The sequence below is a fragment of the Citrobacter sp. RHBSTW-00944 genome (genome assembly GCF_013615435.1).
GTDB classification, from domain to species: Bacteria; Pseudomonadota; Gammaproteobacteria; order Enterobacterales; family Enterobacteriaceae; genus Citrobacter; species Citrobacter braakii.
On the sequence record NZ_CP055418.1, the window covers coordinates 433,813 to 456,516 of the forward strand.

Annotated in this window: 22 protein-coding genes, 1 tRNA gene and 1 pseudogene; 10 read left to right on the plus strand and 14 right to left on the minus strand. The window is 51.1% G+C overall.

Features of this window, described 5'->3' with window-relative positions; genetic code table 11:
* Nucleotides 1–82: 82 nt before the first annotated feature.
* A complete protein-coding gene (locus HV334_RS02040; RefSeq protein WP_003024745.1) occupies nt 83–1,180 on the minus strand; it encodes a glycerol dehydrogenase in 1,098 nt (365 codons plus the stop codon).
* Between the two features lie 560 nt (nt 1,181–1,740).
* Between HV334_RS02040 and HV334_RS02045 the strand changes: the two genes are divergently transcribed.
* Nucleotides 1,741–3,399, plus strand: coding sequence for a glycerone kinase (locus HV334_RS02045; RefSeq protein WP_016243888.1), 1,659 nt, complete (start codon nt 1,741–1,743; stop codon nt 3,397–3,399).
* Between the two features lie 40 nt (nt 3,400–3,439).
* Here the strand turns inward: HV334_RS02045 and cfa are convergent.
* Nucleotides 3,440–4,330 (minus strand): annotated as a pseudogene (gene cfa, locus HV334_RS02050) (cyclopropane fatty acyl phospholipid synthase); the annotation flags it as partial.
* Nucleotides 4,331–4,385: 55 nt separating this feature from the next.
* Here cfa and HV334_RS02055 point away from each other — a divergent pair.
* Nucleotides 4,386–5,083 (plus strand): IS1 family transposase gene (locus HV334_RS02055; protein WP_249415047.1). Its coding sequence is split into 2 segments (ribosomal slippage): nt 4,386–4,635 and nt 4,635–5,083, totalling 699 coding nucleotides; the frame shifts between segments, so codons are not numbered across the junction.
* A gap of 107 nt (nt 5,084–5,190) precedes the next feature.
* Here HV334_RS02055 and HV334_RS02060 read toward each other — a convergent pair.
* From HV334_RS02060 to aspA, 7 genes are all read right to left on the minus strand, one after another.
* Nucleotides 5,191–6,453, minus strand: a complete 1,263-nt coding sequence (locus HV334_RS02060; RefSeq protein WP_001218854.1) for an integrase arm-type DNA-binding domain-containing protein — start codon at nt 6,451–6,453, stop codon at nt 5,191–5,193.
* A gap of 197 nt (nt 6,454–6,650) precedes the next feature.
* Nucleotides 6,651–6,726, minus strand: a tRNA-Phe gene (locus tag HV334_RS02065).
* A 397-nt stretch (nt 6,727–7,123) separates the two neighbouring features.
* Nucleotides 7,124–7,699: a transcriptional regulator gene (locus HV334_RS02070; protein WP_181221109.1), complete on the minus strand. Its 576-nt coding sequence runs from the start codon at nt 7,697–7,699 to the stop codon at nt 7,124–7,126.
* 36 nt (nt 7,700–7,735) lie between these two features.
* Nucleotides 7,736–9,445, minus strand: coding sequence for a protein-disulfide reductase DsbD (locus tag HV334_RS02075; RefSeq protein WP_181221110.1), 1,710 nt, complete (start codon nt 9,443–9,445; stop codon nt 7,736–7,738).
* The gene (gene cutA, locus HV334_RS02080) at nt 9,421–9,768 is read right to left on the minus strand and encodes a divalent cation tolerance protein CutA (protein WP_003025447.1); all 348 of its coding nucleotides are present in this window, start codon (nt 9,766–9,768) and stop codon (nt 9,421–9,423) included. The genes HV334_RS02075 and cutA overlap by 25 nt, the downstream gene beginning before the upstream one ends.
* Before the next feature lie 134 nt (nt 9,769–9,902).
* Nucleotides 9,903–11,204, minus strand: coding sequence for an anaerobic C4-dicarboxylate transporter DcuA (dcuA, locus tag HV334_RS02085; protein WP_181221111.1), 1,302 nt, complete (start codon nt 11,202–11,204; stop codon nt 9,903–9,905).
* Between the two features lie 115 nt (nt 11,205–11,319).
* Nucleotides 11,320–12,756 (minus strand): aspartate ammonia-lyase, encoded by a 1,437-nt coding sequence (gene aspA / locus HV334_RS02090; RefSeq protein WP_016151388.1) that lies wholly within the window; start codon nt 12,754–12,756, stop codon nt 11,320–11,322.
* A 338-nt stretch (nt 12,757–13,094) separates the two neighbouring features.
* Here aspA and HV334_RS02095 point away from each other — a divergent pair, with 338 nt between their 5' ends.
* Nucleotides 13,095–13,571: an FxsA family protein gene (locus tag HV334_RS02095; protein WP_103766926.1), complete on the plus strand. Its 477-nt coding sequence runs from the start codon at nt 13,095–13,097 to the stop codon at nt 13,569–13,571.
* Between the two features lie 48 nt (nt 13,572–13,619).
* Here the strand turns inward: HV334_RS02095 and yjeH are convergent, their stop codons facing one another.
* Nucleotides 13,620–14,885 (minus strand): L-methionine/branched-chain amino acid transporter, encoded by a 1,266-nt coding sequence (gene yjeH, locus HV334_RS02100; protein ID WP_047500035.1) that lies wholly within the window; start codon nt 14,883–14,885, stop codon nt 13,620–13,622.
* 275 nt (nt 14,886–15,160) lie between these two features.
* Here yjeH and HV334_RS02105 point away from each other — a divergent pair, with 275 nt between their 5' ends.
* From HV334_RS02105 to HV334_RS02115, 3 genes are all read left to right on the plus strand, one after another.
* The gene (locus HV334_RS02105; protein WP_000027827.1) at nt 15,161–15,454 is read left to right on the plus strand and encodes a co-chaperone GroES; all 294 of its coding nucleotides are present in this window, start codon (nt 15,161–15,163) and stop codon (nt 15,452–15,454) included.
* Nucleotides 15,455–15,497: 43 nt separating this feature from the next.
* Nucleotides 15,498–17,144, plus strand: coding sequence for a chaperonin GroEL (groL, locus tag HV334_RS02110; RefSeq protein ID WP_003025464.1), 1,647 nt, complete (start codon nt 15,498–15,500; stop codon nt 17,142–17,144).
* Nucleotides 17,145–17,396: 252 nt separating this feature from the next.
* Nucleotides 17,397–17,750 (plus strand): DUF4156 domain-containing protein, encoded by a 354-nt coding sequence (locus HV334_RS02115; RefSeq protein ID WP_016151391.1) that lies wholly within the window; start codon nt 17,397–17,399, stop codon nt 17,748–17,750.
* Nucleotides 17,751–17,835: 85 nt separating this feature from the next.
* Here the strand turns inward: HV334_RS02115 and yjeJ are convergent, their stop codons facing one another.
* Both yjeJ and epmB read right to left on the minus strand, forming a co-directional pair.
* Entirely contained in the window at nt 17,836–18,699 is an 864-nt protein-coding gene (yjeJ, locus tag HV334_RS02120) for a YjeJ family protein (RefSeq protein ID WP_181221112.1), read from the minus strand.
* Between the two features lie 183 nt (nt 18,700–18,882).
* On the minus strand, nt 18,883–19,911 hold the full coding sequence (epmB, locus tag HV334_RS02125; protein ID WP_103766923.1) for an EF-P beta-lysylation protein EpmB: 1,029 nt from the start codon (nt 19,909–19,911) through the stop codon (nt 18,883–18,885).
* A 41-nt stretch (nt 19,912–19,952) separates the two neighbouring features.
* Here epmB and efp point away from each other — a divergent pair, with 41 nt between their 5' ends.
* From efp to ecnB, 3 genes are all read left to right on the plus strand, one after another.
* Complete coding sequence (gene efp / locus HV334_RS02130) at nt 19,953–20,519, plus strand: elongation factor P (protein WP_003025478.1); 567 nt, start codon at nt 19,953–19,955, stop codon at nt 20,517–20,519.
* Nucleotides 20,520–20,576: 57 nt separating this feature from the next.
* Nucleotides 20,577–20,711: a lipoprotein antitoxin entericidin A gene (ecnA, locus tag HV334_RS02135; protein ID WP_016151394.1), complete on the plus strand. Its 135-nt coding sequence runs from the start codon at nt 20,577–20,579 to the stop codon at nt 20,709–20,711.
* A 107-nt stretch (nt 20,712–20,818) separates the two neighbouring features.
* Nucleotides 20,819–20,965: a lipoprotein toxin entericidin B gene (ecnB, locus tag HV334_RS02140; RefSeq protein ID WP_016151395.1), complete on the plus strand. Its 147-nt coding sequence runs from the start codon at nt 20,819–20,821 to the stop codon at nt 20,963–20,965.
* A 30-nt stretch (nt 20,966–20,995) separates the two neighbouring features.
* On the opposite strand, the gene HV334_RS02145 is transcribed toward ecnB, so the two are convergent.
* A complete protein-coding gene (locus HV334_RS02145) occupies nt 20,996–21,595 on the minus strand; it encodes a LuxR C-terminal-related transcriptional regulator (RefSeq protein WP_181221113.1) in 600 nt (199 codons plus the stop codon).
* A 256-nt stretch (nt 21,596–21,851) separates the two neighbouring features.
* On the opposite strand from HV334_RS02145, the gene sugE reads away from it, so the two are divergent.
* A complete protein-coding gene (sugE, locus tag HV334_RS02150; protein ID WP_016151397.1) occupies nt 21,852–22,169 on the plus strand; it encodes a quaternary ammonium compound efflux SMR transporter SugE in 318 nt (105 codons plus the stop codon).
* Here sugE and HV334_RS02155 read toward each other — a convergent pair.
* Entirely contained in the window at nt 22,166–22,699 is a 534-nt protein-coding gene (locus HV334_RS02155) for a lipocalin family protein (RefSeq protein WP_016151398.1), read from the minus strand. The genes sugE and HV334_RS02155 overlap by 4 nt on opposite strands.
* Nucleotides 22,700–22,704: the final 5 nt, after the last annotated feature.

A 22,704-nucleotide genomic window follows, 5' to 3' on the forward strand; every position in this document is an offset into this window, starting at 1 on the left:
CGCTGTTTAACCATAGACAACCCCTCCGGCAGAGACTGTCAGAGGGGGAGAAGATGCCGGATAAAAACCTACCGACGACTGATTAACGCGCCAGCCACTGCTGTCCCAGCAGGTCTGCCGTCAAAATAGCGGCATGTACGCTTTCAGGCGTTACCGGGAACGGCATATTGTGGATGGTTTCACCTTCTGCACAGGTCGCTTTTGCTACGGCCATGATCTTGCCGTCAACGTCTTCTTTCACGCCCATTTCCGCTAACGTTACCGGCAGGCCTACTTTCTGACAGAAATTCAGCACGGTTTCGATCTCTTCCATCGGGCTGTTTTGCAACACCAGCTGCGCCAGCGTACCAAAGGCGACTTTTTCACCGTGGTACAAATGGTGGCACTCTTCCAGAATCGTAAAGCCGTTGTGGATCGCATGCGCCCCTGCCAGACCGCTGCTTTCAAAGCCGATGCCGCTGAGGTAAGTGTTAGCTTCGACAATACGCTCCAGCGCATCGGTCACCACGCCGGCCTGCGCGGCAAAGCGTGCCTTCTCGCCTTCCGCCAGCAGGGTATCATAGCACAAGCGCGCCAGGCTCAGCGCCGCCACGGTGGACTGTCCGCCCGCCATGCTGGTCGCTCTGGCGTCATAACAGGCTTTCGCTTCAAACCAGGTCGAGAGCGCATCGCCCATCCCGGCCACCAGCAGACGTACCGGCGCTTTGGCAATGATTGCAGTGTCCATCACTACCATATCCGGGTTTTTCGGGTAGATCAGATACTCTTCAAACTCACCGGCTTCGGTATAGATAACGGACAGCGCGCTGGTTGGCGCATCGGTAGACGCGATAGTCGGGATCACCACCACCGGCAACTTCTGGTAGTAGCCAATCGCTTTGGCGGTATCCAGCGTTTTCCCGCCACCAATCCCAACCACGCCGCGGCAACCGTGCTGTTTCAAAATGGCAATCAGGCGATTAATTTCAACATGGCTACATTCACCGTTAAAGCGTTCCGCATGGCAGCTAATGTCATGACTGTGCAGGCCGTTTAGTACCTTCTCTCCCGCCAGCTTCATCACGAAGTCATCCGCAATCACGAAAAAGCTGTCCGCCAGATTTTTAGCGTATTGACCAAACAAGGTGGAAGCGTCAGGACCCTGGAGATATTTGGCTGGAGATTGAATAACTTTTAGCATTCCTTTCATCCTCAAATAAGTACATGTTTTTACATGGTGAGCCCTGGCGTTAACCCGTTTAGCCTGATGTTGACGGCGAAAGCGGACGTACCGGAGCGATGTAATAACTGTATGGCGAGGCGTGTACAAAAAAATCTTTCGTCATTTTGTTCTGATATGGAACAGATAAAAATGACATGCGTTTCATATTGGAACGCTTAACCACAAAAATAATGAGATTTGCGATCTCGATCCGTTCCGTTACCGCGAAATCACCGACAAACACGATGATAAATTTCCCCAATTACGCGCCATCCTGGGTAAAGCCCCGCAAAAAAGACTGACTGCGCCGTGTGGCCTGCTCTGATCGCAGGAGGAAAAAGTCGAGCGAGTTCGCATTGTGATGATTTCTTGCCTAATTAAGTTTCATTTCGGAACAAAAAACAGCAATCACGTTTCGTAATGAAACTCATTTTCGTGTTGTTTTTTTCCATGCTGACTTCGCCAGAATCTCTCTATCGCCTCCGCACCATGAACATGCATTCGGGGGTTTGTCTTACACTCAACCTCGAGGAGCCGTTATGTCTCAATTCTTTTTTAATCAACGCCCCCATCTCGTTAGCGACGTGATCGACGGTACAATTATCACCAGCCCGTGGAATAACCTGGCGCGTCTGGAGAGCGATCCGGCCATTCGCATCGTGGTTCGCCGCGACCTTAACAAAAATAACGTGGCGGTGATCTCCGGCGGCGGTTCAGGACACGAACCCGCGCACGTTGGGTTTATCGGCAAAGGAATGCTTACCGCGGCGGTCTGCGGCGACGTGTTCGCCTCCCCGAGCGTGGATGCGGTACTGACCGCTATTCAGGCAGTGACCGGTGAGGCTGGCTGTCTGTTGATCGTGAAGAACTACACCGGTGACCGTCTTAATTTCGGTCTCGCCGCCGAGAAAGCGCGACGCCTGGGCTACAACGTTGAAATGCTGATAGTCGGTGACGATATCTCCCTGCCGGATAACAAACATCCGCGTGGCATTGCGGGAACCATCCTGGTGCATAAAATCGCCGGCTATTTCGCTGAACGCGGCTACAACCTCGCCACCGTCCTGCGTGAAGCGCAGTACGCAGCCAACAACACCTTCAGCCTGGGTGTTGCGCTTTCCAGCTGTCATCTGCCGCAAGAAACCGACGCCGCGCCGCGCCATCATCCGGGTCATGCAGAGCTGGGCATGGGTATTCATGGCGAACCGGGAGCCTCGGTTATCGATACCCAAAACAGCGCGCAGGTGGTCAACCTGATGGTGGATAAACTGCTGACGGTCCTGCCTGAAACCGGCAGAGTGGCGGTGATGATTAACAATCTTGGCGGTGTATCCGTTGCCGAAATGGCTATTATCACCCGCGAACTGGCAAGCAGTACGCTGTACCCGCGTATCGACTGGCTGATTGGTCCGGCCTCGCTGGTCACCGCGTTGGATATGAAAGGATTCTCACTGACGGCCATCGTGCTCGAAGAGAGCATCGAAAAAGCGCTGCTGACCGCAGTGGAAACCAGCAACTGGCCGACTCCCGTCCCACCGCGTGAAATCAGCTACGCGCCATCATCCCAGCGCAGCGCGCGCGTGGAATTCCAGCCCTCTGCCAACGCGCTGGTCGCCGGGATTGTGGAGCTTATCACCGGAACGCTTTCCGGTCTGGAAGCACATCTCAACGCGCTGGATGCCAAAGTCGGCGATGGCGATACGGGTTCAACCTTTGCCGCCGGCGCGCGTGAAATTGCCAGCCTGCTACAGCGTCAGCAGCTTCCGCTGGATGACCTTGCCACGCTGTTCGCGTTGATTGGCGAACGTCTGACCGTGGTGATGGGGGGTTCCAGCGGCGTGCTGATGTCTATTTTCTTTACCGCCGCCGGGCAGAAACTGGAACAGGGAGCTAGCGTTGCCGAAGCGCTGAATACAGGTCTGGCGCAGATGAAGTTCTACGGCGGCGCAGACGAAGGCGATCGCACCATGATAGATGCCCTGCAACCCGCACTGACCTCACTGCTGGCGCAGCCGCACAACCTGCATGCCGCTTTTGACGCCGCGCAAGCCGGAGCCGAACGAACCTGCCTGTCGAGCAAAGCCAATGCAGGTCGCGCATCCTATCTGAACAGCGAAAGCTTGTTGGGTAATATGGACCCCGGCGCGCATGCCGTCGCAATGGTATTTAAAGCGCTGGCGGAGAGTGAGTTGGGTTAAGTCATAAATGCCTGATGCGCTTCGCGCATCAGGCAGAACGTTAACGATAAACGCGGAGGCCACCCTCGACGCCGCGACTAAACAGTACCTGCCAAAGCTCAATATCTCTGGCGCGGAAAGCCCCAGCGCAGGCGCATAAATAGTAATTAAACATTCTTCTGAAGGTGGCGGAGTAACGTGAAGACAGCTCCGGCCATGCCTGATTAAAACGCTCATGCCAGGCCATCAGCGTTTTATCGTAATCGCTGCCAAAGTTATGCCAGTCTTCCATTACAAAGCGCGATTCGCTGGCCTCGGCAATATGCGAAATCGCCGGTATGCAACCGTTCGGGAAAATGTATTTATTGATCCACGGATCGACGCTCATCCCCTTTTTGTTGCTGCCAATGGTATGCAGCAGGAACAGCCCGTCCGGTTTTAAACAACGGTCGGCGATGCTGAAATAGGTGTCGTAGTTTTTCGGCCCGACGTGTTCGAACATCCCCACGGAGACAATGCGATCGTAGTGTTTATCGAGGTCACGATAATCCTGCAGCAGAATGTTAACGTCCAGCCCTTCACAGCGCTGTTGCGCCATTTTCTGCTGCTCTTTTGAGATAGTGACGCCTTCGACCGCCACGCCATAATGACGCGCTGCATATTCCGCCAGTCCGCCCCAGCCACAACCGATATCGAGTAAACGCATACCCGGTTTGAGTTGTAGCTTCTCACAAATCATTTTCAATTTGGCATTTTGCGCTTCGTCTAATGTGGTGGCGTCTTTCCAGTAACCACAGGAATATTGCATGTGCGGATCCAGTATCAGCGCAAAAAGATCGTTCCCAATATCATAATGTTCTTTGCCGACAATCCACGCGCGGCTCCGCGACTGCAAATTAAACAGGCGGGCGCTGACAATGCGTAAAATATCTTTCAGGTTGCCCGGCATTTGGGTGATGCTGCCAACTTACTGATTTAGTGTATGATGGTGTTTTTGAGGTGCTCCAGTGGCTTCTGTTTCTATCAGTTGTCCCTCCTGCTCAGCTACTGAAGGCGTAGTGCGTAACGGTAAAAGTACTGCCGGACATCAGCGCTATCTCTGCTCTCACTGCCGTAAAACATGGCAGCTACAGTTCACTTACACCGCCTCTCAGCCCGGTACACACCAGAAAATCATTGATATGGCCATGAATGGCGTCGGATGTCGCGCCAGTGCACGCATTATGGGCGTTGGCCTCAACACGGTTTTACGTCACTTAAAAAACTCAGGCCGCAGTCGGTAACCTCGCGCATACAACCGGGCAGTGACGTCATCGTCTGCGCTGAAATGGACGAACAGTGGGGCTACGTCGGGGCTAAATCACGTCAGCGCTGGCTGTTTTACGCGTATGACAGGATACGGAGGACGGTTGTGGCGCACGTCTTCGGTGAACGCACTCTGGCCACACTGGAGCGTCTTCTGAGCCTGCTGTCGGCCTTTGAGGTCGTGGTATGGATGACGGATGGCTGGCCGCTGTATGAATCACGCCTGAAGGGAAAGCTGCACGTTATCAGCAAGCGTTACACTCAGCGCATTGAGCGACATAATCTGAATCTGAGACAATATCTGGCAAGGCTGGGACGGAAGTCACTGTCGTTCTCAAAATCGGTGGAGCTGCATGACAAGGTCATCGGGCATTATCTGAACATAAAACACTATCAGTAAGTTGGAGTCATTACCCGGAGTAACTTGTCAGAAACATCAATCTTCGTCATCATTTCAAAGAAAAATAATTAGTTAAAGCAGTCCGGGCTGATTGCCCGGACTGCTTACTATTTTAATGGATTGTTAATCTTTGCATATTCAAACGGACTGATACCCTTCTCCCGGTTCGCATCCAGAAAATCGGCCCACCATTGCAACATCAGTCGCCGTTCTTCCAGATGTTCTGCTTTATGGATATACGCAGCACGTACACCATTACGCTCCTGATGGCTCATCTGACGTTCCACAGCATCGCGGGACCACAAACCTGATTCAATCAATGCACTGCACGCCATCGCCCGGAATCCATGGCCACAGACTTCCTGGGTTGTGTCATACCCCATCACCCTCAGGGCTTTATTTACAGTATTTTCACTGATTGGTTTACGCGGGTCATGTGCACCCGTAAATATCAGACCATTTTCACCTGCCCATGTCTGAAGTTCTGTCAGTATGGCTACAGCCTGTTTGCTGAGTGGCACAAGATGTGGTGTTCGCATCTTGGAGCCCCGGTGTGAGAATTTTACGCCGGGCAGAGGTTCGCGTTCGGCTGGAATAGTCCACATGGCATTGTCAATATCAATTTCAGACCACCGGGCGTATCTGAGTTCACTGGAACGAATAAAAACCAGTAAATTCAGCGTAACGGCAAGCTGGGTGACAGGTTGCCCCTTGTAACTGCTAATACGCGACAAAAGTTCAGGCAGGCGAGAAAGATCAAGAGCGGGGCGATGCTGGCGTTTTACAGTGGTCAATGCGCCAGCCATATCCAGAGCAGGATTATATCTGATGATGCCAGACTGTACGGCATAACGCATTACAGCAGATATTCTTTGCTGCAGACGACTGGCGATTTCATAAATTTGTTTAGCTTCTGCGGCACGAACAGGGATAAGCAGGTCCGGGGTACGGAGTGTTGTGATATCCCGGTTGCCGATAAAGGGGAAAACGTGTGTCTCGAGGCTTTTGAGTACTTTATCGCTGTGTGATTGTGCCCATTGTTTATTACTGGCATGCCAGCGTCGTGCAATATGTTCAAAAGAGAGTTGTAAATCAGGGACTACTTTTTTAGCTCTTTTTTGTTCGCAAGGGTCAACTCCCTCCGAAATCAGTTTTCGGGCCTCATCCCGTTTTGTACGAGCTTCGGAGAGAGAAACTTCCGGATACACACCAAGTGCCAGGGTTTTCTCCTTACCCAGAATACGATAACGGAGACGCCAGTAACGGGAACCATTAGGATGAACCAGCAGGAACATGCCGGCCCCGTCAGTGAGTTTATAAGCCTTGTCAGTGGGCTTTGCAGCCCGGATTTTTGCGTCAGTCAGTGCCATAGTTCAGCCTTCTGAATGCGTTAAAGAGGGTACAAATTCTGTCGAACTGGGGTATACCCGCAATTATACCCACACAATGGGGTTGATGTGGGGGGAATCTGGTTGAGTTCGGTAGAATTGATTTGGAGGCAGAACGCTTAAATTGTGGCGTTCTGAAACGAAAAACGGACCTCCGTGGAGGTCCGTTGATATGAATTTGGTGCCCGGACTCGGAATCGAACCAAGGACACGGGGATTTTCAATCCCCTGCTCTACCGACTGAGCTATCCGGGCAACGGGGCGCATTAAACCGTATTCACGTCTGCCAGTCAATCAAATTTCGGGAAAAGATGTTCAACCGCTTAATATTGCGGCAATCTGCGCGATTATGCCTGAAGTTTGCACAAAACTTCCTGGCAATTTACCTATCAGACCTTCTATCTCAATGAGCAAAGGCTGACGAAAACGTTACGCGGCCTGTATTACTCCCGCACACTACCGCAAGTTGTGCACAAGCCTTTTCGACGTTTCCAGTAACTAACGGTGCAATTGCTGCGGCAGGACCCGCTGGTGTGTCGGGCGATGAGTTGGGCGGGCGGTTAACAGAGTATATTGCACCACCGTGGCGATGGTGCGTTTTAGAGACTGATGGCGCTGTGTTTACTCATTTCGGCCTTGCGGGCATGCTTGCTTAGGTCAGCGCACCGCCCATACGGCACTGAGCAAAGCGCAGGATATCTTCAGCCAGACGGTGTGCCGTTTCGACATCAGCATGGCTACGATTCACCAGCATGCGGCTCAGACAGCCCTCCAGCACCAGTTCCATCTGTTTGGCAACCATTGCAGGGTCGTCAACTTCCAGCGTCGTCAGCAGCTCATGGGTGAAGTCATGTGCCGCCTTTTTTTGCTGATCGGCTAACTGATGGATCGGATGCCCGGGAACGGGGTAAAACGTACAGGCGGCGATAAACAGGCAGCCTGGGTAGCGATTATTGCTCACGCATTCGGACAGCGCGGTGTAGCGTGCCAGTAATTTCTGTTCAGCGCTTAGGGTGTCATCCAGCAAAAGTTGACGCCGCCAGATATCCACCCGCTGGCTGAGGTAACGTAACGCATCGTACAGAATGGCCTCTTTGTCGGGCCAAAAGCGTTGTAGTTCATCAAGAGGATAATCGATACGTTCGGCCACCATTTCCAGTGTGGTATTGGCTATCCCTTGAACCTCAAGTAATTTCAGGGCTTCTCCCAGGACATCTTCACGTTGCACGGTATTCTCCTCCGTATTTCCTGTTGCAAGTGTCGCTCACGGTTGGCGATCGCGCAAATGTGCGCTGAAGGTCGCGGCATCCATAAAGCCGGTTACCCGAGCCTCCGGATGCTCTTTCCCCTCGGCGTCAAAGAACAAAATAGTCGGCAAACCTAAAACCTGTAGATGTTTCAGCAGAGCGACATCCTGGGCATTATTTGCAGTCACATCCGCCTGCAAAAGCACCGTGTCGCCTAGCGCTTGCTGAACCTGCTGATTGCTAAACGTATACTTCTCAAACTCCTTACAGGCCACGCACCAGTCAGCATACAGATCCAACATCACGGGCTTGCCTTTAGCTTGTGCCAGCGCCTGATTTAGCGCATCCACCGAAGCCACAGGCGTGAAGTTAAGGTGTGTCTGGGTTTGAGCATGCGGCACGCCGAACGCCCAGTCCTGCAATGGCCGTACGCTTACCAGCGCTGCAGCTAACAGGATAATTTGCACGATGCGCATCCAGGCGTGCTTTGCCTGCAGGCTGGTGATAAATGCCCAGCTAAAGAATGCGACGCCCAACAGCGACCACAGGCGAACGCCCCAGTCGTCGCCAATGATGCGTTCGAGTAAGAAGACGGGGAGCGCCAGAATGACAAAGCCAAAAGCGGTTTTGACATGTTCCATCCATGGGCCGCTTTTAGGTAACAGACGATTACCGAATACGGTAATTAGCATCAGAGGTAATCCCATCCCCAGCGCGTACAGATACAGCGTGCCGCCTCCCAGCCACATGTTCCCGCTCTGAGCGATATACAGCAAAATCGCGCTTAGCGGGGCCGTTGTACAAGGAGAACAGATGAGGCCGGCAATCGCCCCCATCGCAAAGACGCTACCGGGGGAACCGCCTTGCTGACGGTTACTCAACAATGTGAGGCGTGTTTGCAGCGATGAAGGGAGCTGCAGCGTGAACAAGCCAAACATCGAAAGGGCCAGCAGCGTAAAGACGACGGCAAGGCCAATCAGGACGTAAGGATGCTGTAGCGCAGCCTGGAACTGCAATCCGGCGGCCGCAACAACCAGACCCAGCGCGGTATAAGTGAGCGCCATTCCCTGGACGTAGATAAACGTCAGCAGCAGCGCGCGTCCGGTTGATAAGCGTTGTTTGCCGCCCAGCACGATACCGGAAATCAGCGGATACATCGGCAATACGCAAGGTGTAAACGCGATGCCAATTCCGATTAGCAATGCCCACAGCGCAGAGAAGGGAAGCTGGGTTGCGGGTTGTGGTCTCTCTTGCAAAGCATCGGTGGCAGGCACTGTCACAGGTGTCGCCCTGGTATCGGCAGACACTTCACTTAATGGCACCGTTTTAGTTTCAGGCGGATAGCAAAAACCGGCGTCGGCACAACCCTGGTATGTGACCGTTAATGTTGCGCCAGATTTAGCCTGATTAACCGTGACCGGGATAGTCAATTGTTTACGGTAAATCTCACTTTTGCCATAAAACTCATCTTCATGCCAGACGCCTGGCGGTAGTTTTACCTCGGCGATATCGGCCTGAGATGGCGTAATGCTTATCTGTTTGCGATACAGATAGTAGCCATCTTTAACCTGCCATGAGAGGTTCAGATCGTGTTGGTTTTGCTGAAAATCAAAAACAAACGCCCGATCGGCAGGAACAAACTGCGAGCGGCCAGGCGCGTCAAATAATCCGGCAAAGGTAGATGTGCTGCACAGCAGCAGGATCAGCGTAAGGATGCGTTGAGCCATGAGCGGTAATCAAAGTCTCCGTGAGTGACGGGTAAAACCAGAAGTTCAGGCGTTTGGTATGGATGATGTGACTTCAGGCAATCGAGAAGGGCTTGCTGGTGTGTGACGGTGGTTTTTAAAATCATCTGGACTTCATATTCCTGCTCCAGTTTACCTTCCCAATAATAGAGGGAGGTCGCGCCAGGCAGCAGCGTCACGCAGGCCGCCAGTTTTTCCGCCAGCACTTTGGCGGCCAGATCCTGGGCGGTTGCTTCATCCGGGGCGGTACAGAGCACCACAACGGTATCGGGGATGGAAATATCCTGACTCTTTACATCAAGCATAAACACCTCGAAAGAACAGAGTAACCAGCTAAAGAGTGGTCACTATACAACGGACGAGGGAAGGATGTTAGTTAAAGCGGGATGATGAGGAGGAGGAGGAACTGCAGGGCGCGAAGGCACCCTGCAGTAAAGTCTTACAGCATGAAGCTGCCCAGCAAGAAGCCGAAGCAGACAGCCAAAAGCACGCCCAGAGTACCTGGGATGAAGAACGGATGGTTAAAGACGAATTTACCGATGCGGGTTGTACCGGTGTCATCCATCTGCACCGCCGCAACCAGAGTTGGGTAGGTTGGCAGAATGAACAGGCCAGAAACAGCTGCGAAAGACGCAACAGCAGTCAGTGGGGAAACGTTCAGAGCCAGAGCCATCGGCATCAGTGCTTTAGCGGTTGCAGCCTGAGAGTACAGCAGCGCAGAGGCAAAGAAGAAGATGACAGCCAGCAACCACGGATGACCCTGAATTACGCTACCTGCAGTATCTTTGATCCAGTCAATGTTGTGAGATACGAAGGTATCACCCAGCCATGCAACACCCAGGATACAAATACAGGCGCTCATACCCGCTTTAAAGGTGCTGGAGTTCAGGATGGAGTCAGTTTCAACGCGGCAGACGATCGTAGTCAGCGTCGCGACGCTCAGCATGATGATCAGGATTGCGTTGGTGGTGTTCATCAGCGGTTTAGCGACCAGGCCGAGGCTTGGGCTGTTGATGATGGCGTATACAACTACGCAAATCACGCCCAGCAGGAACAACCAAACGGAGGTTTTCGCGCCAGCTTTGATTTCAACTTGTCTTTCACCACGCAGTTCAACCAAACCTTCTTCCAGACGCTTACGGTAAATCGGGTCGTCAGACAGTTTGGAGTTGAACAGCATCGTTACCAGGAAGGACATCACCAGAACGGCCAGCAGAGTGGACGGAATGACCACGGACAGCAGGTGAATGTAGCTGATGCCATGACCTTCCATTACGGAAGACATGTAAACCACAGCTGCGGAGATTGGCGACGCCGTAATCGCAATCTGTGCAGAAACCACTGCGGTAGAGAGCGGACGGCAAGGTTTGACACCTTGTTCCTTCGCGACTTCAGCGATAACCGGCAGAGTTGCCAGAGAGATGTTGCCGGTACCGGCAAAGATAGTCAGGAAATAGGTCACGATTGGTGCAAGGATCGTGATGTATTTCGGGTTTTTACGCAGCAGTTTTTCAGTTTGATGAACCAGATAGTCCAGACCACCGGCAATCTGCATGGCAGAGATGGCAGCGATAACCGCCATGATAATGGAAATAACATCGAACGGAATATTACCTGGTTTTACGCCAATAGCGGCAAGAACCAGAACACCCAGCCCACCTGCAAATCCAATACCGATACCCCCAAGTCTGGCACCTAAAAAGATTGCCAGCAAAACGATGATAAGTTCTAAAACTATCATATTAGCCTTCCTTGTTGTTTAACAAGTTGATATTAAATTGTTGTTTTTAAGTAACTTCGAGTAAGAAAAAAGGCACGTCATCATGACGTGCCTTCTCCGGTACTACCCTACACGATTACTGTTCGCTTTCATCAGTATAACGTTTTGCTTTATAAGCAGGGTGCATCAGGTTCTGTGCAGAGAAGATATCGTCCAGTTCAGACTCGGTCAACAGACCGCGTTCCAGGACAACTTCACGTACGCTCTTACCGGTTTCGGCACAAATTTTACCGACGATGTCGCCGTTGTGGTGACCGATGAACGGGTTGAGGTAAGTAACGATGCCGATGGAGTTGAATACAAACGCTTCACAGACTTCTTTGTTAGCAGTGATACCACTAACGCATTTTTCCAGCAGGTTGTAGCAAGCATTGCTCAGAATGTGAATGGATTCAAACATTGCCTGGCCAATGACCGGCTCCATTACGTTCAACTGCAGCTGACCAGCTTCAGATGCCATAGTAACGGTGATATCGTTACCGATGACTTTAAAGCAAACCTGGTTTACGACTTCTGGAACAACTGGGTTCACTTTTGCTGGCATGATAGAAGAACCAGCCTGCAGTTCCGGCAGGTTGATCTCGTTCAGACCAGCACGTGGGCCAGAGGAGAGCAAACGCAGGTCGTTACAGATTTTGGACATCTTAACAGCCAGACGTTTCAGTGCGCCGTGAACCATAACGTATGCGCCGCAGTCAGAAGTTGCTTCAATCAGGTCTTCTGCCGGAACACAGGCGAAGCCAGTGACTTCAGCCAGTTTCTGTACTGCCAGCGGGGAGTATTCTTTCGGCGTGTTCAGACCCGTACCGATTGCAGTTGCACCGAGGTTAACTTCCAGCAGCAGCTCAGCGGTACGACTAATGTTTTTCACTTCTTCTTTCAACAGTACGCTGAAAGCATGGAATTCCTGACCGAGGGTCATCGGTACAGCATCCTGCAGCTGGGTACGGCCCATTTTCAGGATGTCCTGGAATTCAACAGCTTTTTGTTCGAAGCCTTCACGCAGCTGGTTCAGGGCATCGATCAGTTTGATGATGGATGCGTATACCGCGATACGGAAGCCAGTTGGGTAAGCGTCGTTGGTAGACTGACATTTGTTAACGTGGTCGTTCGGGTTCAGGTACTGATATTCACCTTTCTGGTGACCCATCAGTTCCAGACCGATATTGGCCAGCACTTCGTTGGTGTTCATGTTGACGGAGGTACCCGCACCACCCTGGTAAACATCTACCGGGAATTGATCCATGCATTTTCCGTTATTCAGGACTTCATCACACGCCGCGATGATGGCATTTGCCACACTCTTAGGAATGGTTTGCAGCTCTTTGTTGGCCATTGCCGCTGCCTTTTTAACCATTACCATACCGCGAACAAATTCAGGAATGTCGCTGATTTTGTTGTTGCTAATGTAGAAGTTTTCAATCGCTCTCAGAGTGTGAACACCGTAGTAGGCGTCCGCTGGAACTTCCCTGGTACCCAACAAGTCTTCTTCGATACGAATGTTGTTTAACATGTGAACCTTCTTTTTCAAGCTGCCAATGATTTGACTAAACACACAGGATATATGTGATTTCGATTGTTTCTCGACCGACGATTATCCCCTGCATCGGTCTGATACTCGAGATCATATGCTGGTTCAGGATTTCTACCGTAATCTGGATCACTTAAAGCGTGGAATTTACCCCTTATTTATTATTCTGTGAAATGGATCACCCCTTTAGGATTAATACTAAAAATAAGTGTACAAGCGACTTGAAATTTTGCTAACCACCTCAACATCTAATTGATGTGAGTCACATAATTCATCGGGCAGGCGTTGAAAAAAACGACTGTTATTGACAGGAGAACCCTTTGCGCTGGATACCATTAATTGCCATTTTTCTCTATGTTTACATAGAGATATCTATTTTTATTCAGGTTGCCCATGTCCTGGGTGTCCTGATGACGCTGATTTTGGTTATTTTTACGTCGGTTATCGGTATGTCTCTGGTTCGTAACCAGGGATTTAAAAATTTTTTACTGATGCAACAAAAAATGGCGGCTGGTGAAAGTCCTGCTGCAGAAATGATCAAGAGCGTGTCGCTGATCATTGCTGGTCTGCTGTTGGTACTGCCCGGTTTTTTCACCGATTTCCTCGGTCTTCTTCTTTTATTACCCCCGGTGCAAAAACATCTGACGATGAAACTGCTGCCGCATTTGCGTTTTTCGCGTATGCCGGGCGGTGGTTTCAGCGCCGGAACTGGGGGCGGTGAGACCTTTGATGGCGAATTTCAGCGCAAAGACGACGATCGCAACCGTATTGATCATAAAGACGATCCTCGGGATTAAGCATCAGTATGCGGGCCGGATAAGCGTGAGCACCATCCGGCAAAATGCTTATCTGCCGGATGACGGCGTCAACGTCGCCTTATCCGGCCTGCGGGGTAAAAACAGCCACAGCCCTGCCAGCATAATCAGCGCATACAGGCTCTTCCAGCCAACCATTGCCAACAGCAGCAGACACAGTAGACCGCCAATGACCGCCAGCATGCGATAATGCCCTTTCAGTAATCGACATCCCGCCAGCATGCACAGCAAATAAATCATAATAAAGATGCCGTTAGCATAGATGATTAACGCATCGAGATTGATTTTCAGCATATAGATGCACAACGTACTGATCACGCAGCAGCCCAATACGGCGTTTAGCGCATTGCGCGGAAGGTGGCGGGGTGACAGACGCGCCAGATGACTTTCCGGCTTATATTGCGCTTGCGACCAGACCAGCCTGGCGAAACTTTGAATATAAATGTTGAGACTGGCAAAACAGGCCAGATAACCAATGATGCAGGCGACCCACAGTGCCTGTACGCCAAATAACTGCACGACGATCTCTGGCAGTGAGGCCGCCGCCGCCATTTGCTCACCGTAGGCGTCAAAATGAAGCACGACGACGGTGCATGCCCAATAAACAGAGCCCGCAAGCAGCAGGCCGATCATCAGCGCGCGCGGGAAATCCCGCTCCGGGTTTTTGAATTCAGATGCCAGATGGGCAAACGCTTCAAGGCCAACAAAACACCAGAACATCACCGACAGCGCGGCGAACAGTCCGGGGAACTCAATCTCGGTTATCGCAGGGAAGGGGATTTCGCCAGGTTTCACATCGCCCGCCCACCAGATGGCGACAATGAGGGCAACAATCAATCCGGCAATGACCGTTTGCAGATTAGCGCTAGAGCTGGCACCGTGGGAGCCGATATACCAAACCAATGCCAGCGTACCGAGCTCTGCCAACAGAAGCTGTTCGTCATGCCAGCCAAACATCGCCTGACCAAATCCGGCGGCAATATGTAATGCCGCGGGCAAGCCGACGGGAATCACCGACAAAAATAGCCATCCGGTGACGCGCTCCAGGCGTGAGCCAAAGGCCATACCAACAAAATGCGCCACGCCACCCGCGCTGGGAAAATGACGACCCAGTACGGCAAAGACAATCGCCACGGGAAAGACTAAAACAATCAGCACCGGCCAGGCCCACAGGCTGTTGTTGCCAGCCACCAGCGCGGCTAGCGCAGGGACGGCGAAAACGCCTGTACCTAGCAATGATGTCGACAACAGGCCAATGCCCTGAGCCAGTCCCAGCTCTTGTTTCAGTCCGCTCATAAGTTGTTATCCGGTTATGCCCATTGACCGGGCTACAGCGCAGATTTTTGATGGTATCACAATCGTATTTGCTTATGACGACGTGACTGAAATCGTTATAAAATGTGATGCGCGTCGGCGTTTTGACGGAATTTTCTGCTGATATAAATTTTTTTTCGCTTGCCCCCTTGAAGGTACAAAGCCCCATCCCCATTTCTCTGGTCACTAGCCGGGAAACCGTTCACGGGCCGGCGTCACCCATAACTGATAAAGACTTTCTCAAAGGAGAGCTATCAATGAGTATTCGTCCGTTACATGATCGTGTGATCGTCAAACGTAAAGAAGTTGAATCTAAATCTGCTGGCGGCATCGTACTGACCGGTTCTGCAGCAGGTAAGTCAACTCGTGGCGAAATCATCGCTGTCGGTAAGGGCCGCATCCTGGACAACGGTACCGTACAGCCGCTGGACGTTAAAGTCGGCGATATCGTTATTTTCAACGATGGCTACGGTGTTAAATCTGAGAAGATCGACAATGAAGAAGTGTTGATCATGTCTGAAAGTGACATCCTGGCAATTGTTGAAGCCTAATCCGCGAACGACACTGAACATACGAATTTAAGGGAAAGAGAAAATGGCAGCTAAAGACGTAAAATTCGGTAACGACGCTCGTGTGAAAATGCTGCGCGGCGTAAACGTACTGGCAGATGCAGTGAAAGTTACCCTCGGTCCAAAAGGCCGTAACGTAGTTCTGGATAAATCTTTCGGTGCACCGACCATCACTAAAGATGGTGTTTCCGTAGCCCGTGAAATCGAACTGGAAGACAAGTTCGAAAACATGGGGGCGCAGATGGTGAAAGAAGTTGCCTCTAAAGCGAACGACGCTGCAGGCGACGGTACCACCACCGCAACCGTACTGGCGCAGTCCATCATCACTGAAGGTCTGAAAGCCGTTGCTGCGGGCATGAACCCGATGGATCTGAAACGTGGTATCGACAAAGCTGTCGCTGCTGCCGTTGAAGAACTGAAAGCACTGTCCGTACCGTGCTCTGACTCTAAAGCGATTGCTCAGGTTGGTACTATCTCCGCTAACTCCGACGAAACCGTAGGTAAACTGATCGCTGAAGCGATGGACAAAGTCGGTAAAGAAGGCGTGATCACCGTTGAAGACGGTACCGGTCTGCAGGACGAACTGGACGTGGTTGAAGGTATGCAGTTCGACCGTGGTTACCTGTCTCCTTACTTCATCAACAAGCCGGAAACTGGCGCAGTAGAACTGGAAAGCCCGTTCATCCTGCTGGCTGACAAGAAAATCTCCAACATCCGCGAAATGCTGCCGGTGCTGGAAGCAGTAGCAAAAGCCGGTAAACCACTGCTGATCATCGCTGAAGATGTTGAAGGCGAAGCGCTGGCAACTCTGGTTGTTAACACCATGCGCGGTATCGTGAAAGTCGCGGCGGTTAAAGCGCCAGGCTTCGGCGACCGTCGTAAAGCGATGCTGCAGGATATCGCTACCCTGACCGGTGGTACCGTTATCTCTGAAGAGATCGGTATGGAGCTGGAAAAAGCAACTCTGGAAGATCTGGGTCAGGCGAAACGCGTTGTTATCAACAAAGACACCACCACCATCATTGATGGCGTGGGTGACGAAGCTGCAATCCAGGGGCGCGTGACTCAGATTCGTCAGCAGATCGAAGAAGCAACTTCTGACTACGACCGTGAAAAATTGCAGGAGCGCGTAGCGAAACTGGCAGGCGGCGTTGCGGTTATCAAAGTTGGTGCTGCGACTGAAGTTGAAATGAAAGAGAAGAAAGCCCGCGTTGAAGATGCCCTGCACGCGACTCGTGCTGCGGTAGAAGAAGGCGTGGTTGCTGGTGGTGGTGTTGCGCTGATTCGTGTAGCGTCTAAGATTGCCGGTCTGAAAGGTCAGAACGAAGACCAGAACGTAGGTATCAAAGTTGCGCTGCGCGCAATGGAATCTCCGCTGCGTCAAATCGTACTGAACTGCGGCGAAGAACCGTCTGTAGTGGCTAACACCGTGAAAGCGGGTGACGGTAACTACGGTTACAACGCTGCAACTGAAGAATACGGTAACATGATCGACATGGGTATCCTGGATCCAACCAAAGTAACGCGTTCAGCTCTGCAGTACGCGGCTTCTGTTGCGGGTCTGATGATCACCACCGAGTGCATGGTTACTGACCTGCCGAAAGGCGATGCGCCTGACTTAGGTGCTGCTGGTGGTATGGGCGGCATGGGTGGAATGGGCGGCATGATGTAATTTAATCTTCATACTTCAAGCCGCAGGATTATTGGCTGCATTCGTTTACCCCAGTCACTTACTCATGTAAGTACCAGGGGATTCATGAACTTGCCGCCTGCCTGCAACTTGAATTATTTGATTAAATACGTATCTCGCGAAAAATGAGAAACCCTCGGGCAGAAATGTCCGGGGGTTTTTCTTTTGGTCATCTTTTTAGTATATGATTCAGCTACGGACATAACGTCCAGCTCATTGATTATGGGGAATGACATGCACGTGAAATATTTAGCAGGGATCGTTGGTGCCGCGCTACTGATGGCGGGTTGTAGCTCCAGCAACGAACTGAGTTCAGCCGGGCAAAGCGTACGCTTCGTCGAAGAGAAGCCTGGCGCAGAGTGTCAACTGATTGGCACTGCAACCGGTACGCAAAGCAACTGGCTTTCTGGCCAGCACGGCGAAGAGGGTGGCTCTATGCGTGGCGCAGCAAACGATCTGCGTAACCAGGCTGCGGCAATGGGTGGTAACGTGATTTATGGCGTCAGCAGCCCATCACAGGGAATGCTGTCCAGCTTTGTTCCTACTGCCAGTGAAATGACCGGGCAGGTTTATAAGTGCCCAAATTGATAAATGCTGTTGATGCCTGATGGCGACGCTAAATGTCTTATCAGGCCTACGATACAAATTCGTCGGCCTGATAAGCGCAGCGACATCAGGCATTTTGAGCGTTATGCGCTGACTGAGCGCGTAAATGATGCAGCGCGCGCAGGCACTGATCCTGATTGAGCTTTTGCGCCTTATCACGCGTTAACGTTCTGACAAACACCTGGCACGGTACACCAGCAAGCTTTTTCAGCCGTGGGCTGAAATCGAGAAGACGGCGAGTAATGGCTTCGGCCTCTTTGCTGCCGGAAGGGGCGCGAGTTTTTACTACCGAACCACAGAACTGGGCTTTTCCTTGATCATCTGTATAGCGGTAAATAATCGCCAGATAATGATTAAACAGGCTTTGTTTCCATTCGGGGTGCGTATAAGAGTCGTATTCCAGATTGTCGTTTTCTTGGCAATCAACATCGTACAGCGGCAGGAAATCCAGCAGCGATGTAATTCGTAGCGCTAATTCCCGCATGCCAGCATTATTTATTGCATGAATAAAAGCATGGACCAGCACCCGAATCTGTCGTTCATTAATCAGTAATTCACACGTTTGTCCATCATGCAGTGTCAGAGAAAATGTTAAGTTTTCGCCTTTGTCATCCACTAACATCAGCGAATTTATGCGGCGATTAATGTCGGCATTTTTTAGCTCATCTTCCTGAATCAAAGGAATATTTTCGTGCATCTTTTGGCTGACTTTATCGCATTCCTTCTCATATTGCGCATGCTCTTTTTCGCTAAGCTGATGTTTGACGGATAGCCTGCTTTCCAGGGCGATAAGCAGATCTCTTAGCCCAAGCGGAGAAAGAAAAAATAACGACGTTTTATTCTTTGGTTCTTTTATCTTTAATGCTAAAGCAATAAATTCATTCTTTTTATGAATAACACCGGTATTGATGCCCTTAATACTTATAGCCATAAAAGGTTCTCCCTAACCATATATTTATTAATATTCTGAATTCGGTTCTACTAATACAAATTATGAATTAATGACTTTATAGCGCTAATTAAAATAGCACAGATTAAAAGCGTGGCTCCACTTGTGAGGATTTAAATAATAAGTAATCGTGGTGAGTGTCCGAAATCGGACACTCAATAATGGTTATTGTTGGCGTAGTTGCAGATCCAACGGCGTTTTACTTGGCTCTCCGCCAATTTCACGCGCCAGTTTGGGGACCATATAGCCGGAAACCAACGTCAGCAGTTCACGCATAATGTGACGTGCCTCATCGTCGCTGACCATAAAGTGGGCGGCACCTTGCACTTTGTCCAGTACGTGCAGGTAATAGGGCATCACCCCCGCATCAAACAGAGTGTTGCTCAGGTTCGCCAGCGTTTGTGCGTTATCGTTCACGCCACGCAGCAAAACGCTTTGGTTGAGTAGGGTGACGCCAGCGGTACGCAGTCGGACCATCGCCTGATGAAACGCCTCATCGACCTCATTGGCGTGGTTAATGTGGTTGACCAGCAGAATCTGCAGGGAGGAACGCGCAAAGCGCTGGGCCAGTCCTTCAGTAATGCGCGCGGGGATCACAATCGGCAAACGGCTGTGAATGCGCAGACGCTTAATGTGCGGGATGGCTTCCAGTTGCGTGAGTAACCAGTCCAGTTCATGGTCCTTGGCCATTAGCGGATCACCACCGGAGAAGATAATCTCATCCAGCTCAGGATGCGCGCTAATGTAGTCTAGGGCGACCTGCCAGTTGCGCTTATTGCCCTGGTTTTCGGCATACGGGAAGTGTCGGCGGAAGCAATAGCGACAATTTACCGCGCAACCGCCTTTAACCAACAACAGCGCCCGATTGCGATATTTATGCAGCAAACCGGGGACCACGCTGTGCTGTTCTTCCAGCGGATCGGTCGAGTAGCCAGGTGCAGCAACAAACTCTTCCTGGGAAGTAAGTACCTGACGCAAAAGCGGATCGTCCGGATTGCCTTTTTCCATACGAGCAATAAAGGCGCGCGGTACGCGCAGGGCGAAAAGTCGTCTCGCGTCGCGTCCGGCCAACAGTTTTTCATCTGCGTCTATATTCAAAAGATGCAGAAGTTCATCAGGATCGGTCACAACATCGGCAAGTTGCGATAACCAATCTTCTCTGGATGGGGTATTTAGGGTTACAATATGCGCCATTTTGTGGCTTAGCTACCAGTTAACAATTTTCAGAGGGCCTTATGGCAACGTACTATAGCAACGATTTTCGTGCTGGTCTTAAAATCATGTTGGACGGCGAACCTTATGCGGTTGAAGCCAGCGAATTCGTTAAACCAGGTAAAGGCCAGGCATTTGCGCGCGTTAAGCTGCGTCGCCTGCTGACCGGTACTCGCGTAGAGAAAACCTTCAAGTCTACCGACTCCGCTGAAGGCGCAGACGTAGCCGACATGAACCTGACCTTCCTGTATAGCGACGGTGAGTTCTGGCACTTTATGAATAACACCACTTTCGAACAGCTGGCTGCAGACGAGAAAGCGGTAGGCGATAACGCTAAATGGCTGCTGGACCAGGCTGAATGCATCGTGACCCTGTGGAACGGTCAGCCGATCTCCGTGACTCCGCCAAACTTCGTTGAGCTGGAAGTCGTTGAAACTGACCCAGGTCTGAAAGGCGATACCGCTGGTACTGGCGGCAAACCGGCTACTCTGTCTACTGGCGCAGTCGTTAAAGTTCCGCTGTTCGTACAGATCGGTGAAGTGATCAAAGTGGATACTCGCTCCGGCGAATACGTTTCTCGCGTAAAATAAGATATCTATTTGATCTTATGGCGCAGGTTGCTGCGCCATACTTTTTCCAGGGCAGGAATGATGAAACGTCTTCTCAGTCTTGTAATGCTCATCCTTTTCACCAGCACTCTCCTGGCGGGTTGTAATACCGCGCGCGGCTTCGGTGAAGACATCAAACATCTTGGCAATTCAATCTCTCACGCCGCCAGCTAACACTCTCTCATAGTCTTAAAAACGGTTGTTTATCCATCACACTTGCGGATCTTGTCTATTATTAATGAGCTATACACAAACAATATTGGTTAGAAAAGGAAGACGTTATGGTTAAAAAGACAATTGCTGCGATCTTTTCTGTGTTGGTTCTTTCTTCAGTGTTGACTGCGTGCAATACAACGAAAGGTGTTGGGCAGGATATCTCTGAAGGCGGTAGCGCAATCTCTGGTGCAGCGACAAAAGCTCAACAATAATCATGAACGGTACGACGTCACGTCGTACCGTTAATTCCCCTTCCCGGGGAGTGAGAGAAACGGCGAGAAGCGGTTCCCTATGTGCAGTTTCATGCGGATATTCCGTTTATAGGTGTAGACCGTCTTGCCATGAATGCTGAGTGCGGCGGCTATCGCATTGTTACTCACACCATCCATCCACATCGACAATACTTTCTCCTCCTGCGGCGTAAGCAGCGGAGTCGCGTTTTCGGCTATTTCTAATGTGGGGCGAAGCTCTAGCGCCTCCTGAATCGTGTGTGAGAGCGCGTTCAGCGTGGTGTGCTTGGTTAAGACCGAATAGGCGACGGATTGAGAGGAAGCCATTGAGGTGTGCTGTCTTTCAACTGATTGCAGTAAAATCAGCGGGATGACGCCGCAGCTCATGAAAAAGGGTTTAATTGGCGGACTGGTATGCGTCTCGCTAATAAAACTGTATAAATCCGCGATCACCAGATGCGGCTTCCACTGCAAAATATGCTCTTTTGCTAACAGGAGATTATTGATCCCTGACACAAGAAATGAGGAGCTGAACCTGCCAGAATGATTAAGCAAGGCCTCAATCCCTGTGCGGGTAAAGTGGCACCGGTCAATCACTAAAATTTTAAGCATAACCTTTTCGCATTCAGAAGAGAGGCAATCGACTTTCCGGATTCAGAAAGCCCTTCATCATAGAGAACTCCGATGAGTGCCAAATGCGGGAACTACGCCGCTAATTATGCTTAATTCTTGCTTTTAGCGGGCAGCGAATAAAAAGGTTGAAATTCATTTTCTCTCGGGCAAAAATGCCATTTCACACATCAGCTTTGCAGGACGACCTGCAAACGCTTCTTTCACCGGGGACGGCCCCATTGTTCTGGAGCCTGATATGTCCTGGATCGTTTTATTAATTGCAGGTCTGCTCGAAGTTGTCTGGGCGATTGGCCTGAAATATACCCACGGTTTTACGCGTTTGACGCCAAGCATTATCACTATTGTGGCAATGATCGTCAGTATCGCCATGCTCTCCTGGGCAATGCGTACGTTGCCTGTAGGAACCGCCTATGCCGTATGGACCGGTATCGGCGCAGTCGGGGCGGCCATTACAGGGATTCTGCTGCTGGGTGAATCTGCCAGCCCGGCGCGGTTACTGAGCCTCGGGCTGATTGTGGCCGGTATTATTGGCCTCAAGCTGAGCACCCACTAAGCGCCAGGCTGTTTTACCCAAATCAGCTTATTCACCTCAAACCCTTCCCGGGTCGCGATGGCCAGCATTTGCTGTTTCATTTCATCTGAAATAGTAGGGGTCCGTGAAAGGATCCACAGGTAGTCGCGATCCGGCCCGCAAACCAGCGCGTGACGATATTCCCTGTCGAGGGCAATCACGTTATACCCGCCATAGAAGGGGCCAAAAAACGAGACCTTGAGCGCAGCGCGGTTTGGGTCGCCAGTGAAGTAGGCTTTCCCCTCCGTTTTCTGCCACATTCCTCTGTCCGGGTTATAGCCCTTGTTAATAACATTGATACCGCCGTCGTCGCGCAGGCTGTAGGTAGCAGTCACTTTTTCCAGTCCGCGCTCGAATCGATGGTCGAAACGCGCAATTTCATACCAGGTGCCCAGATAGCGTGTGGCATCAAAGTTATTTACTACGGTAACACCTTTCGGTGGTGTTGGGGTGCTGCAAGCGACAACCAGAAATGCAGCCGTAACTGCAGCAACGACGGGCAGAATGCGCATGGGAT

Coding starts and splice junctions, on each gene's coding strand:
- HV334_RS02040 (WP_003024745.1), bottom strand. CDS start 1,180: ATGCTAAAAGTTATTCAATCTCCAGCCAAATATCTCCAGGGTCCTGAC.
- cutA (WP_003025447.1), bottom strand. CDS start 9,768: ATGCTTGATGTAAAGAGTCAGGATATTTCCATCCCCGATACCGTTGTG.
- yjeJ (WP_181221112.1), bottom strand. CDS start 18,699: ATGGCTATAAGTATTAAGGGCATCAATACCGGTGTTATTCATAAAAAG.
- HV334_RS02075 (WP_181221110.1), bottom strand. CDS start 9,445: ATGGCTCAACGCATCCTTACGCTGATCCTGCTGCTGTGCAGCACATCT.
- sugE (WP_016151397.1), top strand. CDS start 21,852: ATGTCCTGGATCGTTTTATTAATTGCAGGTCTGCTCGAAGTTGTCTGG.
- yjeH (WP_047500035.1), bottom strand. CDS start 14,885: ATGAGCGGACTGAAACAAGAGCTGGGACTGGCTCAGGGCATTGGCCTG.
- HV334_RS02115 (WP_016151391.1), top strand. CDS start 17,397: ATGCACGTGAAATATTTAGCAGGGATCGTTGGTGCCGCGCTACTGATG.
- HV334_RS02045 (WP_016243888.1), top strand. CDS start 1,741: ATGTCTCAATTCTTTTTTAATCAACGCCCCCATCTCGTTAGCGACGTG.
- HV334_RS02145 (WP_181221113.1), bottom strand. CDS start 21,595: ATGCTTAAAATTTTAGTGATTGACCGGTGCCACTTTACCCGCACAGGG.
- epmB (WP_103766923.1), bottom strand. CDS start 19,911: ATGGCGCATATTGTAACCCTAAATACCCCATCCAGAGAAGATTGGTTA.
- dcuA (WP_181221111.1), bottom strand. CDS start 11,204: ATGATAGTTTTAGAACTTATCATCGTTTTGCTGGCAATCTTTTTAGGT.
- efp (WP_003025478.1), top strand. CDS start 19,953: ATGGCAACGTACTATAGCAACGATTTTCGTGCTGGTCTTAAAATCATG.
- HV334_RS02060 (WP_001218854.1), bottom strand. CDS start 6,453: ATGGCACTGACTGACGCAAAAATCCGGGCTGCAAAGCCCACTGACAAG.
- HV334_RS02155 (WP_016151398.1), bottom strand. CDS start 22,699: ATGCGCATTCTGCCCGTCGTTGCTGCAGTTACGGCTGCATTTCTGGTT.
- ecnB (WP_016151395.1), top strand. CDS start 20,819: ATGGTTAAAAAGACAATTGCTGCGATCTTTTCTGTGTTGGTTCTTTCT.
- groL (WP_003025464.1), top strand. CDS start 15,498: ATGGCAGCTAAAGACGTAAAATTCGGTAACGACGCTCGTGTGAAAATG.
- ecnA (WP_016151394.1), top strand. CDS start 20,577: ATGATGAAACGTCTTCTCAGTCTTGTAATGCTCATCCTTTTCACCAGC.
- HV334_RS02105 (WP_000027827.1), top strand. CDS start 15,161: ATGAGTATTCGTCCGTTACATGATCGTGTGATCGTCAAACGTAAAGAA.
- aspA (WP_016151388.1), bottom strand. CDS start 12,756: ATGTTAAACAACATTCGTATCGAAGAAGACTTGTTGGGTACCAGGGAA.